Below are 13,601 nucleotides of genomic sequence, written 5' to 3'. Positions count from 1 at the left end.
TGTACACTCTGCTTCTCTGAATGCTATTTTTTGAAATATTCAACTAGCTGGTTATCAGTGAATTTTTCTATGTGTATTCGTAAAGCCGATTTTACGGTTTTCAAAGAAACTTTATTGAATATACCTTTGTTTCACAACAAAATTGAATATGGATAAATATTCTTACATCGCCAACGCCCACGGCAATTATCTTGACGAGCTTTTTAAATCTTACAAAGAAGATCCTGATAGCATTGATGAATCTTGGAAAAAGTTTTTTGAAGGATTTGAATTTGGGCAGGAGCAATATGGTGAAAAAGGAGACGGTCAGCAGCTTGCTACTCCTAAAGAGACGGCAGTTAGAAACCTTATTTACAATCACAGGTCCTATGCTCACCTTGTTGCAGATACAAATCCGGTAAGGGAGCGCCGCAAACATTCTACTCGATTGGAACTGGAAGATTTTGGACTTTCAAAAGAAGATCTTGATACAGAGTTTGAAGTTGGAAGTGAAATCGGTTTAGGAAAAGCTCCCCTAAAAAAGATTATTGAACGACTTAAGAAGGTTTATTCCGGTCATATTGGCTTTGAGTATAACCATGTCCGCGATTCTGATATTCACGAGTGGTTTAGGAATAAGGTAGAGACAGAAGGTGCCAATATCGATCCGTCCAGAGAAGAAAAGCATCGGATTCTTTCCAAGTTGAACGAGGCAGTTGTTTTTGAGAATTTTCTTCACACAAAGTTTTTGGGACAGAAACGTTTCTCCCTTGAAGGAGGAGAAAACATGATTCCGGCTTTGGATAAAGTAATAAATAAAGCTGCAGAGCTTGATGCTGAAGAGGTGATGATCGGTATGGCTCACCGTGGGAGACTCAATGTGCTTGCCAACATCATGGGCAAAACCTATGAGGAGATATTTTCTGAATTCGAAGGGAATCAGGAAGTGGATCTGACCATGGGAGATGGAGATGTGAAGTATCACCTGGGATATTCTTCTCATATGGAAACTTCGGCTGGTAAAAAGATGTACGTCAAGCTGGCACCAAACCCATCACACCTGGAAGCAGTCGATCCGGTAGTTCTAGGATATTCAAGAGCTCAGATTGACGATGAATACAAAGGGGATATGGGTAAAGCAATTCCGGTTCTTATCCATGGGGATGCAGCAGTAGCCGGACAGGGCATTGTTTATGAATGTGTTCAGATGTCCTTACTGGAAGGATACAAAACAGGAGGAACAATCCATTTTGTTATTAACAATCAGGTTGGATTTACTACTGATTTTGCTGATGCTCGTTCCAGTATCTATTGTACAGATTTAGCGAAGATCGTCGATGCACCAATTCTTCATGTAAATGGTGATGATGCTGAAGCAGTAAACTTTGCTGCGAACCTGGCAGTTGAGTATCGACAGAAGTTCAAGAAAGACATTTTCATTGACATGTTGTGTTACAGAAGGCATGGACATAATGAAAGCGATGAGCCAAAGTTTACACAACCAAAGCTTTACAACGCAATTGGCAAGCATCCGAACCCAAGGGAAGTATATGTCAAGTACTTAACAGAAAGAGGTGATTTGGATGATAATGAGGTTAAGAAGCTAGACAAAGATTTTAAGCAGCGATTGCAAAACCGCCTAAACGAGATAAAGGAAAGACCTTTACCATATAAGCCTCAGAAAATTGAAGAAGAATGGGATCATCTTAGACGTTCAGATGCTAAAGATTTCGACAAGTCGCCAGATACATCCATTTCAGAAGAGCTTATTCAAAAGGTAGCCAAAGCAATCACGGAAGTTCCAAAAGGATTTAAACCGCTACGCCAGATTGAAAAACTTCTGAAGGATCGTAAAGCAAGTTTTTTTGAAAAGAAAGAGCTGGGCTGGGCAGATGCCGAATTGCTGGCGTATGGATCATTGCTGGCAGAAGGCACAATCGTACGTATGTCCGGTCAGGATGTAAAGCGTGGCACCTTCTCACATCGACATGCTTATTTCTTTGATTCCAATACCAATGAACCGTATTGTGGGTTGAATCACATTCAAGAAGAGCAGCAGCCTCTAAGAATTTACAATTCACTACTGTCAGAATATGGAGTGTTAGGTTTCGAATATGGTTACGCTATGGCTACTCCAAACGCGCTTGTTATTTGGGAAGCACAATTTGGTGATTTTGCCAACGGAGCGCAGATCATGATTGATCAATTCATTACCAGTGCGGAGAGTAAGTGGCAAAGAATGAATGGTCTGGTAATGCTTCTTCCACATGGGTATGAAGGACAAGGTCCGGAGCATTCCAGTGCACGGATGGAGCGGTTTCTTCAAATGTGTGCCAATGAGAATATCATAATAGCGAACCTTACCACATCAGCTAACATCTTCCATTTGATGAGGAGGCAGGTAGCCTGGGAGTTCAGAAAGCCAGCAGTAATCTTTTCTCCAAAGTCACTATTAAGGCATCAGGGAGTTGTTTCGCCAATGAAAGAATTCACTTCTGGCAGATTCCAGGAGGTAATTGGTGATGACTATGTTACCAACAAGAATGTAAAAAAAGTGCTTTTCTGTTCTGGAAAGGTTTATTTCGATCTTCTTGAGGAACAGAAGAAAAAGAAAGCAAAAGATATAGCCATTGTTCGAATAGAGCAGTTATACCCATGGCCTCAAAAACAAATTGATGCGATCCTTAAGAAGTATAATAATCCAAAACTTGTGTGGGTTCAGGAGGAGCCAAAAAATATGGGAGCCTGGAGCTTTATCAATATGCGAATCAATATGGATCTCAACGTGATATCCAGACGGATAAGTGCATCACCTGCAACTGGATTTTCTAAAGTTCATAAAGAGGAGCAGGAGACCCTTGTGAAGCAAGCGTTTGAAATTTGATTTATCTGATTAAGAATATAAAAACATTAAAACAACAAGAAAATGAGTCTTGAAATGAAAGTTCCTTCGGTTGGTGAATCTATCACAGAAGTGACCGTAGCATCCTGGACCAAAAGCGATGGCGATTATGTGGAGATGGATGAGGTGATCTGTGAATTGGAATCAGACAAAGCCACATTTGAGGTGACCGCTGAAGCTGCCGGTACATTGAAAATAAAGGCAGCAGAAGGAGACACACTTGAAATAGGAGCTGTGCTTTGCGAAATTGATGAGAGTGGAGAGGGGAGTGGATCAGCCGATTCAAGTGCTGATTCTTCAAGTGAAAAGAAAGAAAGTTCAGAGGACTCATCATCTGAAGCAAAAGCGACAGGTGAAGTGCTGGAAATGAAGGTTCCTGCAGTTGGTGAATCAATTACGGAAGTGACCATTTCCAATTGGGCCAAAGGTGATGGAGATTTTGTGGAGCTGGATGAAGTCATTGCTGAGATCGAGTCGGACAAAGCCACGTTTGACCTGACTGCAGAGGCTCAAGGAAAGCTACAAATCGTTGCTCAGGAAGGGGATACATTAGAAATAGGTGAGCTGATTTGTAAAATTGAAGTAATGGAAGGAGGAGCGCCATCATCGGTTTCCTCTTCAGGTGATTCATCGTCAGCAGAATCTTCAGGTGGTTCGAGTTCAGACAATGAAACCTATGCAACAGGTCATGCTTCTCCTGCAGCAGCCAAAATTTTAAGTGAAAAAGGCATCTCACCTGATGATGTGAAAGGGACTGGGAAAGATGGCCGTATCACTAAAGAGGATGCCATGAAGGCAGAGAAGCCTAAGCAACAAGAACAGAGAAAGTCTGACACCCAGGATAAGGGTGCTTCCAAGCCTCAGTTTGAACAACAGACTCCTGCAGGAGGTGGTGTAAATCGTGAGCAGCGAAGAGAGAAGATGTCTTCTTTAAGAAAGACCGTCTCACGGCGATTGGTGTCTGTGAAGAATGAAACGGCGATGCTCACCACGTTCAACGAGGTGAACATGAAGCCAATCATGGATCTGAGAAAGAAATATAAAGAGCAGTTCAAAGAGAAACATGAAGTGGGTCTTGGTTTCATGTCGTTTTTCACCAAGGCAGTTTGTGTGGCACTACAGGAGTGGCCGGCTGTAAATGCACAGATTGATGGCAATGAAATGGTATTCAATGATTACTGTGATATTTCCATTGCCGTATCGGCTCCAAAAGGACTGGTGGTGCCTGTAATTAGAAATGCAGAATCACTGAGTTTCGATCAAATAGAGAAAGAAGTGGTGCGATTGGCTACCAAAGCAAGAGACAACAAGCTCAGTATCGAAGAAATGGAAGGTGGAACATTCACCATCACCAATGGGGGTGTGTTTGGATCGATGATGTCTACACCAATTATTAACGCACCACAATCAGCAATTCTTGGGATGCATAACATCGTGGAGCGTGCGGTGGTTGAAAATGGTGAAGTGGTAGTAAGGCCAATGATGTATGTGGCCCTTTCTTATGACCACCGAATCATCGATGGACGAGAGTCTGTTAGTTTCCTTGTGAGAGTGAAGCAATTATTAGAAGATCCTACCAGACTTCTTCTCGGTGTTTAATCAATCAAATATCAAAAATCTCCCAACATAAATCTGTAAATATGGATTATCAAGTAGTAGTAATTGGTTCAGGTCCTGGAGGATATGTTGCCGCCATTCGGTGTGCACAGCTGGGAATGAAGACAGCTATCATTGAAAAGTATGATACCCTTGGAGGCACCTGCTTGAACGTAGGCTGTATTCCATCTAAAGCGTTACTGGATTCCTCTGAGCATTTTCATGCTGCTGAACATACGTTTAAAGAGCATGGAATCGATATCAATAAGCCTAAGGTGAACCTGAAGCAAATGATTGATCGCAAGGCGGATGTGGTGAAGCAAAACGTAGAGGGGATCGACTACCTGATGAAGAAAAACAAGATCGATGTTTTTCATGGGATGGGGAGTTTTGTGGATAAAAATACCATTGAGATTGATGGGAAGGACAAGAAAAAAATCACTGCTGAAAAAGTGATCATTGCTACTGGCTCAAAACCAGCAAATCTACCTTTTATTGAACTTGATAAAGAGCGTGTGATTACCAGCACTGAGGCCTTGGAACTGAAGGAGGTACCTAAACACATGATCGTAATTGGAGGAGGGGTAATTGGAGTAGAACTAGGATCTGTGTATGCACGTTTGGGAGCAAAAGTTTCTGTTGTTGAGTATTTGGATAGCCTGATCCCTACCATGGATTCAACAATGGGTAAAGAACTTCAGAAGTCATTGAAGGGTCTTGGTTTTGAATTTTACCTGGGCCACAAGGTGACCGCAGTTGAGAAGAAAGGTAAAAACGTCACGGTAAAGGCTGAGACCAAGAAAGGAGAGCAAGTAGAAATCAAGGGTGACTACTGTCTGGTGTCAATCGGTCGGAGACCGTACACAGACAAACTTGGCCTGGATAACGCTGGTGTTAAGATGGATGACAGTGGCCGGGTAGAAGTAGATGAGCATCTTCGAACAAATGTTGATAATATTTATGCGATCGGTGATGTGGTGAGAGGTGCTATGCTTGCACATAAAGCGGAAGAAGAAGGAGTATTTGTGGCAGAGGCGATAGCCGGACAAAAACCACACATCAATTACAACCTGATCCCAGGAGTTGTTTATACCTGGCCTGAGGTAGCATCTGTAGGATATACTGAGGAGCAACTGAAAGAACAAGGCAAAAAATATAAGACAGGTAAGTTTCCTTACAAGGCACTAGGAAGGGCCAGAGCCAGTATGGATACGGAGGGACTAGTGAAAATCCTTGCCGATAAAGAAACTGATGAAATACTTGGTGTTCACATTATTGGCGCACGAGCAGCCGACATGATCGCTGCAGGCGTAACAGCAATGGAATACAGAGCCTCTGCTGAGGATGTGGCCCGAATGTCACATGCACATCCGACATATATGGAGGCGTTCAAAGAAGCAGCTTTAGCGGCCACTGAAAACAGGCCGATACACATGTAAAAAAACTATTTGGGAAGGGTGATTCGGAAAGTAGTTCCCTTCCCAAGTTCACTATCTACATCCACTTCACCATTAAGCCTTTCAATGGCTCTTTTCAAGATGTGAAGGCCTAGACCGGTTCCTTCAATTGTGCGATTAACGCGGAAAAACATGGTGAAGATTTTGTCCACGGTTTCCTGGTCCATTCCTATACCATTATCGGTTGTAGTAATGGTGACCTTGGAGCCATGGTCTTTTACTGTAATCGCGATATAAGGTTTATTTTCCTCAATTCGGGCATACTTAATTCCATTCTCAATCAGGTTTTGCATTACCGTATTGATAAGCGCCCATTCCGCTTCGAATTGGATGTTAGAGACTACATCAATTCTAAATTCTACCAGGTCGTAGTTCGTCAGAAATTTATACGACGAAATGCAATCGTAAATGATTTTTTCAAAATCGATTTCTTGTTTGCTGTCTTCATTAAATGACATTTTTGTCAGGTTGAGTAAGCCATCCAAAATGTTATTCAGCCTGTTGGCCTGCTTTTCATAGTCATCAATAAATCTGAGTGCCGTTTCGTCTTGGACCTCCAGCTTTGCTACATAGTTGAGACTCATGAGAGAAGTAATGGGACCTTTTAGGTCGTGCGAGATACGATAAAAAAATGAGTCGAGTTCAATCTTTTTCTTCTCTATTAAATCTGCTTTTTCCTTTTGTGCTCTGGCATCCTGCTCCAAACGTTGCATCTCATTGATCACATCATAGCTTTCGATTACTTTGGCCGTACGATCATTAATTACACTTTCTTTTTCATTGATATATTGCTGAAGGTACTTTAGCGCCAGTTCATAGTTACCTCTTTTCTTGGCTATTTCATGAAGGAGCAGATTGGCTTTAAACTTGATTAGGATAATTCGGTTTTTATTGCTGTACTGCAGTGCATTCACCAATGTTTCTTCTGCCTTATCAAGCTCTCCCATTTTGAGATAAAGCGCCCCTCGTTTGTGCCAGCACATGGCAAGCCCTAGCTTTTCACCCATCTCTTCATGAATCTTCTCTGACTCCAGAAAATCAGCTTCGGCTTTATCATATTCTTTCGTGACGGTGTATACTTTTCCACGTCCGTATAGGGAAAAAGCTAAGCCCCTTGTGTCTTCCGTTTCCTTCTTGTATTGAATTGATTTTTCAATCAAGTCCATAGCCGCTTTGATTTTACCTCTATTTAGGTAAATCCCCGAAAGTGGATTGAATGCATTGCTTTGCAGATTTAAATCATCAGCTTTCTTTCCGGATTCAATTGCAGATTCGTAAGCCTTTATCGCGCTATCTGTATCACCGAAATACTCGTAAATGGTACCCATGGACTTCTCGACTCTGGCTTGATTGTGATGATCATTCAGCTTTTTATATGTCTTCAGGCAATCAACCAGGTAAGTAAGACCAAGATTATAATCGTCTGTTTTATAGAAAGCCCCGGCAATGGTGTATTTCGCATCGGCAATGCCCTTTTCATCATCCACCACTTCAAACAGTTCAATGGCTTCTTTGGCTATGTTGATGGAGAGTTCGAAATCACCAATGATCATATGAAATAGAGAAAGCTGAGTAAGCGATTGACCAATGCATGACTTATCCTCCAGCTCCTTGCTAATCCGAAGTGCTTCCTCGGCGAGCCTGATGCTAGCTTCCAAATCATTAACCCGCTTTTCATAAGCTTCTTTTAGCAGGCTATGAACTTTTGTATCAGTGAGAATTGGTGAGGGTTCCAAAAGTTTAGTGGCTATGTAATCTTGAAAGATAATTTAGCCTGAAGATTTTTCTTCTGATTTTTCAGACTGATGATTGGAAAATCTTAATATTTAGGTGAATACACCTATAAATTTCATAGTTAATTTGACTAACGTTTGGTTTTTCCAAGTTCATCTAAAATGAGCGCCTCCTGAACGATTTCATCTATTGGTTTCTCAGGGATGTTACTAACGTCATAGAGATCTATCCCACAAACCATCTTTCTACCTTTACAGTTGAGCAATCCTTGTTCATTCGAAAGACTCACGCCATTTAAAAATGCCAGTTCGATTCCATTGTTTTTAATTGGATTAAGGTAGCACACCCAACTCTTCCGATAATACATTGGAATTTTAAATCTGATTTTAGGTATCAGATCATGATGATTTGTCAATCGTTGATGTAAAAAGGAAACGACGGCCTTTTGCTGGCCATCGAGTCCTAGTATGAAATTTTCAACGTTCATGGAAGTGTAAAATGAGGGTTGTAAATCAACCCTATTAAATTGTTCCACGGATCATAAATAGTAGTCACTAAAATGTCACCGCCTACATCTTTGATGGGAGTATGCTCTTTAGCTCCTAATTCAAGAAATCGTTTATGCTCAGCGTAAATATCTTCTACTCCCCAATACGATTCTACATTATCCCCGCGTTGTTGATTTTCCTTTTCAGGGAATAGACCGAGTTCGTATCCCCCAATGTTAAAGCCTATATAAAAAGGTTCATCGAAGTAAGGATCCTTACCGAAGGCCTTGATATACCATGCTCTTGCTTTGGCCATGTCCGGGACCAGATAAATAGTGGTCCTTAAACCTAAAATGCTATTTTTCATTTTACTTTTTTTACCGCATACCTTAAAATGGTTCTAAGCTTCTCCTCAGGTGTTTTCCTGGGATCATTAAGATAGATTTCATGATGATAACCTGCCACTTTTAATCCATTGTCCTGGATGAACTCCATGATTTTGGCAATCGTTGGTTCCTCTTCATAGTAACTCCCAATATGCAACCCTTGAACAGATAATCCTTCATGTATGAGTTCAAACCTCACATCATTATCAGATAATAGTTCAGGATTTTTAGCCTTCACCTTTTGAATGGCCCGGTAATAGTGGTCTCCTTCTACAAAATCTGGCATTCTGATCACGATTTTCCAATTCCATTCATCGGGAGGTGTTTGAGCAAATTTATGTTGTGCTTCCAACCCTCCATCTATCCACCAAAATCCTTCCATTTTGGGCATTACAAAATCCATATCTTCTGCCTGGCAGATGAACTTGATGGAATATGCAACCGCATAAAGCTTATCAATGGCTTCAAGAAATTGATTGGCTTGAGGGTCACATTTTCCCGAAATAGACAGATAATAGTAGCTATCCAAGTCTCTGATTTCAGGATTTTTCTTTGCTGAGTAATAGCCTGGGTCTTCTTTTTTTAGATCGAGTTTGTCAACTGTTGCTTCCATAATTTGTGAGTGTTTAATGATTATGAAAACAAAGAAATAAGGTAGAGTGACAGCCCTATGTCACTGAAATTCAAGAGATAAAAAAATATTATTGAAAATGGATAAAATCCCTCTTTTGAAGACTTTCGGCGGTGATTTTTTCTCCATTTATTTCATCAGTATCCCAGTCCTGAGCAATTTTCCAAACCCCATCTACTCTTTTTAATGCCACATGAAATCTACCAACAAAATATTTTGGCTCATCCTCAGACCGGTCTGTAATTCGATAATATCCGACCTCATAAGCATTATCAACGTTAGCCGTTCGTGTTTCAAAAGTAAATTCAATGATGCGATCCCTTTGTTGTCCGGTCATCCGTTCAATGTTCATCTTTTTATATTCGTCACCAATGAGCAATCTTCCTGGGTTAATGCGCCAAACATCATCCGTATGAACGGCATTGTATGCCTTGCCATCATTAGTTTCCCAGGCTCGGGTAAATGGAGTCCAAACCTGTTGATTGATTTCCTCCTGAGCGCTCTGAGCAGTACAAGAGAGTGAAACTGAAAGGAGCAGAGTAAAAATTGAAATTTTCATGTCTTTAATCTTTAACTAAAAATGGTAAGCTGTGATGTTCCAGAAGTTCTTTAGCAAATGTGGCTGCCGTACCTTGTAGTTCTGATGGAGAGATGATCTCAACCTGGTCTCCATACATCATGAGCCAATGAGCAAAGTAGTCGTAGTGAGGAGTGACGAACTTCATTTCATACCGCCCGTCTTCCATTTTCTTTTCTTCTACAAAGCCCATGTAGTATTTCTGTTCTCCCATAAAACGCGCAACCAATGCAGTCGTATGAATGACGGCCTCTTTTGCGTCTGTTCCGAGCAATGCTTCACTTAAGAATTCAAGGTAGTTGGGGTGACAGCCAGGATCAAACTCCTCAGGAAGCACATTTACTTTTTGAATACGATCCGTCCGGAAATCTCTCAGGTCGTCTCTGAGTCGACAATATGCGATCAAATGCCATCTGCTTGAATAGAAAACCATTCCTAAAGGCTCCACCTCTCGTTGGGTGGTAGAATCATTGTAATGAGAATAATAGGTCATGGAGATGACTCGATTGGTTGCAATCGCAAGTTGGATTTCTGCCAAATGAGAATCAGGTTTCTGCATAGGGACCGGACTGGGACGTATGGCAATACGATCATCTAGGTTATCCAAAAATTCCTTGTCTGAATATTTAAGGACCGCCTTAATCTTGTACATCGCTTTATTAAAGGTATCGATGGTCTGAGTGTCAGCGCTTCTCTCAATGAATTTGGCACCCATCAAAATGGCGCTGGCTTCCTCTTTGTTGAAAACAACCGGAGGGAGGTGATAGCCATCAACAATAAAGTATCCTTCGCCCGCATCTCCACCAATGGGAACCCCCGCTTCAATAAGAGATCGGATGTCACGAAAGATGGTTCTTCGACCTACTTCAAATCGGTCTTCCAACTCTCCAATGGGAACTCTGGGTTTTCCTTGCAGATGAATGAGTAGTGCGTTGAGTCGGTCGATGCGGTTCATAAGAGAAAATTATCAAATTTTCTCACGTGAAAGCACTATCTAAGGTTTAATGATTTTCGGCCACTAAATAATCAGTGTCCACAGGGATTCTGTTTTTAAGAAACTCAAAACCCTTCCAAAACGAATCAGTACCTATCTCAGTAGCCTTAGCGAAAAGCGGAATATTATCACCAATAAAGACCATGTGTTGCGGAATTTCACTGAGTATTTCCTGCTGATCCATGGCTAGCATGGCCTCATAGTGGAAGTGATCCTCTATGCTCTTCCCTTTAAAGGTAACATTCACCATTTCATAAGCGCCATTTCGGAATTCAAAGTTTTCTGACCAGGTTACTTCCTCCCAAACTTTGGATGAAGTGGTGAGTGGTGTATACTCTATTCTGACGATCCCATAATATGATGGGTCAATATAGATTTTGCCTTTCACATTTCCATGTGTAACATTCGCCGGGCGAAACTCCACGATGGTCACCTCATAGGAATTTAGCTTGGTCGTTCCCGAGTAGGTGAAAACATAATCATCTCGATTCTTTTCATTCAAAAATGAGTTGGGTCGCCAGATGGAGGAACGGGCCATATCACTTGCGTTTCCAAATAAGAGCTTATCCTCTTCGATTTCTTTGAATGCTTTTTTACGCGTTTTAATTGGATATATGGCGGCATTATCTGAATGATTTAGATTGCTTGGTATGTAAACATCTACAATTCCTTCTGCCAGGTAATAAATGGAATTAGAATCTGATACGGATTCCTTGTAATAGCCCATTTTGTGAAGTCGGCTCATTTCATAGTTGGTATGAAATCGAACAAACACCTTCTCCATGATGGAATTGCCAAGCGCTATGTCTTCCATCTCCCTATCAGTCGGTTGTGTTGCCGATATCGCCAAGGGTGAAACCAGCATGAGTGTAATTAGTGTAATAAGTCGCATACCGTAATGATTTGGTATGGTACAAACTTAGATGGGAAATAGCCACAAAAACCCTCTTGATTACGCCCATTTATACATAAGCATTACTATTAATGGCTTCTAGATGCTTTTACTTAAAGTGATACTTTAAGTTATAAAATTCTAATTTGAGGATTTAAAATACCCACTGGCCTTTAAAAAAGCTTGGTCGTCAGTGATGGCTAATATGTCTAACAATGCCTGATTTTTATCGACAGCACGTAAGTAATAGGATTCACAAATTTTGTATCCAATCGTGTATCCTAACAGGGTAGGTGTTTCATCCTGTTTCAGTGATTCCCAAAGCCAGAAGCTTTGATCTTGATTTTTCAGATCTTCAAGAAATTTTTCCTTTAAGGATTGCTCATTGGCTTCAAAGTAGGTTTTATTTCGGTAGTTATATTCATTTTCACCTACCAAATAGATAGCAATGAACTCAGCACCTCCTTCCCGAAGAATCAGGTCCAGCATATTGTCTGGCTTGCCATAGACTTTTGTGTAGGCTGAGAATCCCAATGCTCTGGCTTGTTGAAAATGACTTAGTTCATGCCAAATGAGTTGAAATAGTTTTTCAGGTTTATCAGATACTTTTTCGATCGTGATGAGCTGCCCCAGTGGTGAAGCTTGTGCAATTCCCTTATTTGCCCCAATCAGCAAATAGGTAGGGGGGTACATAACTTCCTTAAGGACTTGCTCATATTTCTCCATTTTTTTGGTGAATTCGTCAACAAATACGGTAATTCTCTCATGAAATAGTGCCAATAACGCATACTCTTCAGTCGATTGGTTTATTGATCTGGCCAGACTTTCGGGTGTGAGTCCGTGTCGTTTCACATACTCTGTAAGTCCAGCTGATGCTTTATTGAAATAATTGGATTTGAGAACCTCGACGGTATCTGAATCTTCATTTAGTTGTCGGTAAGCTATCAGAAAATTTTCAAGATCTGAATAAACCAGTATGGCGTCTTTAGCACTCATCGGATAATTTGGTTGACCGAAACCGGTGAGAAATAGAATAAGACCGAAAGCCGAAAGCGTTGTTTTAATTTTCATGATATGACAGATTGTTTCTGGCATTATCGGATGAACACTACTCGAAGTTGAATACAAATCCGGATTTGGGGTGGATGACCATTTATTTGGGGTGAATGAACAATCCTTTGACAAACTCACGGTATTTTTTTGATATTGGGAGCTCTATTTGGTCGCCATTCGCATTGATCAATAAGGTATCATATCTAAGATATTCGCTTGCAAAATGGATGTTTGCTATGTAGGATCTATGTGTCCGGACAAAGTGAGGGTAAGCACTTAGCTGCTCGTGTACTTTTTTTAATGTTGCTCTGATCAATTTCCTGTCACCATTTTGGAATTCAAAATCCACATAATTGTCATCTGCTTTTATATAAATAAGATCAGCTAGGACTATGTCAATAGACTCTCTTCCCTCCCCCTTTATTTGAATTTTTCCCTCAGAAGTGGGTTTCTTATTCACCAATGAATGAAAGTATAGGTACCTACTATACAACGAAAAGATGATGTAAGGAATCCCGAGCATGATTATACAAGCTACCCAAAGCTCCAGGTATTCAAGTGCATCAAAACATTTCCAATCACAGACTGCTTCCCGAATAAGGAAAATGATGTGAATAAAGATGATGAGCTTGACGAACCAATAGATAAGATCAACCTTTGGAATTTCCTTCAGTTTAGATGAGGTAAAAAGATCAGTCACATAGCTAATTCCAATCCATACTCCTCCAAATACAGCCAGGTTGGCAACCAGGTGTAGGTATGCTTCAAAATTATTGTTGTTGATACCAAAAGGACGTGTGATGGCAAGGAAAAGCCAAATAAATAGACCGATAGACCAGTTAATCAGGTGTTTTTTGCTTTTGGTATGGTACAGCCAATGAAAGTATTTGTGGTTGGCAAGCATCCATTAAA

Annotated in this window: 12 protein-coding genes; 3 read left to right on the top strand and 9 right to left on the bottom strand. The window is 40.8% G+C overall.

Annotation, left to right across the window (positions count from 1 at the left end):
* Window positions 1-148: 148 nt before the first annotated feature.
* Genes ACP14Y_RS06485 through lpdA form a run of 3 tightly spaced genes read left to right on the top strand, consistent with a single transcriptional unit; the run spans window position 149 to window position 5,916 of the window.
* The gene (locus ACP14Y_RS06485) at window positions 149-2,863 is read left to right on the top strand and encodes a 2-oxoglutarate dehydrogenase E1 component (RefSeq protein WP_424962148.1); all 2,715 of its coding nucleotides are present in this window, start codon (window positions 149-151) and stop codon (window positions 2,861-2,863) included.
* A gap of 42 nt (window positions 2,864-2,905) precedes the next feature.
* Complete coding sequence (gene odhB, locus ACP14Y_RS06480; RefSeq protein WP_424962147.1) at window positions 2,906-4,480, top strand: 2-oxoglutarate dehydrogenase complex dihydrolipoyllysine-residue succinyltransferase; 1,575 nt, start codon at window positions 2,906-2,908, stop codon at window positions 4,478-4,480.
* A 41-nt stretch (window positions 4,481-4,521) separates the two neighbouring features.
* The gene (lpdA, locus tag ACP14Y_RS06475) at window positions 4,522-5,916 is read left to right on the top strand and encodes a dihydrolipoyl dehydrogenase (protein ID WP_424962146.1); all 1,395 of its coding nucleotides are present in this window, start codon (window positions 4,522-4,524) and stop codon (window positions 5,914-5,916) included.
* 5 nt (window positions 5,917-5,921) lie between these two features.
* Here lpdA and ACP14Y_RS06470 read toward each other — a convergent pair whose 3' ends face one another.
* The 9 genes from ACP14Y_RS06470 to ACP14Y_RS06430 all read right to left on the bottom strand — a co-directional run bounded on the left by ACP14Y_RS06470 (window position 5,922) and on the right by ACP14Y_RS06430 (window position 13,593).
* A complete protein-coding gene (locus ACP14Y_RS06470; protein ID WP_424962145.1) occupies window positions 5,922-7,670 on the bottom strand; it encodes an ATP-binding protein in 1,749 nt (582 codons plus the stop codon).
* A 128-nt stretch (window positions 7,671-7,798) separates the two neighbouring features.
* A complete protein-coding gene (locus ACP14Y_RS06465) occupies window positions 7,799-8,155 on the bottom strand; it encodes a DUF1801 domain-containing protein (RefSeq protein WP_424962144.1) in 357 nt (118 codons plus the stop codon).
* Entirely contained in the window at window positions 8,152-8,523 is a 372-nt protein-coding gene (locus tag ACP14Y_RS06460; protein ID WP_424962143.1) for a VOC family protein, read from the bottom strand. The genes ACP14Y_RS06465 and ACP14Y_RS06460 overlap by 4 nt, the downstream gene beginning before the upstream one ends.
* On the bottom strand, window positions 8,520-9,155 hold the full coding sequence (locus tag ACP14Y_RS06455) for a GyrI-like domain-containing protein (RefSeq protein ID WP_424962142.1): 636 nt from the start codon (window positions 9,153-9,155) through the stop codon (window positions 8,520-8,522). The genes ACP14Y_RS06460 and ACP14Y_RS06455 overlap by 4 nt, the downstream gene beginning before the upstream one ends.
* 88 nt (window positions 9,156-9,243) lie before the next feature.
* Complete coding sequence (locus ACP14Y_RS06450) at window positions 9,244-9,732, bottom strand: YybH family protein (protein WP_424962141.1); 489 nt, start codon at window positions 9,730-9,732, stop codon at window positions 9,244-9,246.
* A gap of 4 nt (window positions 9,733-9,736) precedes the next feature.
* The gene (locus tag ACP14Y_RS06445) at window positions 9,737-10,705 is read right to left on the bottom strand and encodes a helix-turn-helix transcriptional regulator (protein WP_424962140.1); all 969 of its coding nucleotides are present in this window, start codon (window positions 10,703-10,705) and stop codon (window positions 9,737-9,739) included.
* 46 nt (window positions 10,706-10,751) lie between these two features.
* The gene (locus tag ACP14Y_RS06440) at window positions 10,752-11,636 is read right to left on the bottom strand and encodes a hypothetical protein (protein WP_424962139.1); all 885 of its coding nucleotides are present in this window, start codon (window positions 11,634-11,636) and stop codon (window positions 10,752-10,754) included.
* A gap of 141 nt (window positions 11,637-11,777) precedes the next feature.
* A complete protein-coding gene (locus ACP14Y_RS06435) occupies window positions 11,778-12,707 on the bottom strand; it encodes a DUF2268 domain-containing putative Zn-dependent protease (protein WP_424962138.1) in 930 nt (309 codons plus the stop codon).
* An 82-nt stretch (window positions 12,708-12,789) separates the two neighbouring features.
* Window positions 12,790-13,593, bottom strand: a complete 804-nt coding sequence (locus tag ACP14Y_RS06430) for a LytR/AlgR family response regulator transcription factor (protein WP_424962137.1) — start codon at window positions 13,591-13,593, stop codon at window positions 12,790-12,792.
* Between the last annotated feature and the right edge of the window lie 8 nt (window positions 13,594-13,601).

Origin of the sequence: Ekhidna sp. (assembly GCF_965247405.1) — a bacterium.
Lineage (GTDB): Bacteria > Bacteroidota > Bacteroidia > Cytophagales > Cyclobacteriaceae > Ekhidna.
The sequence above is the reverse complement of the archived record's forward strand: the minus strand, read 5'-3'. Positions and strand labels throughout refer to the sequence as shown.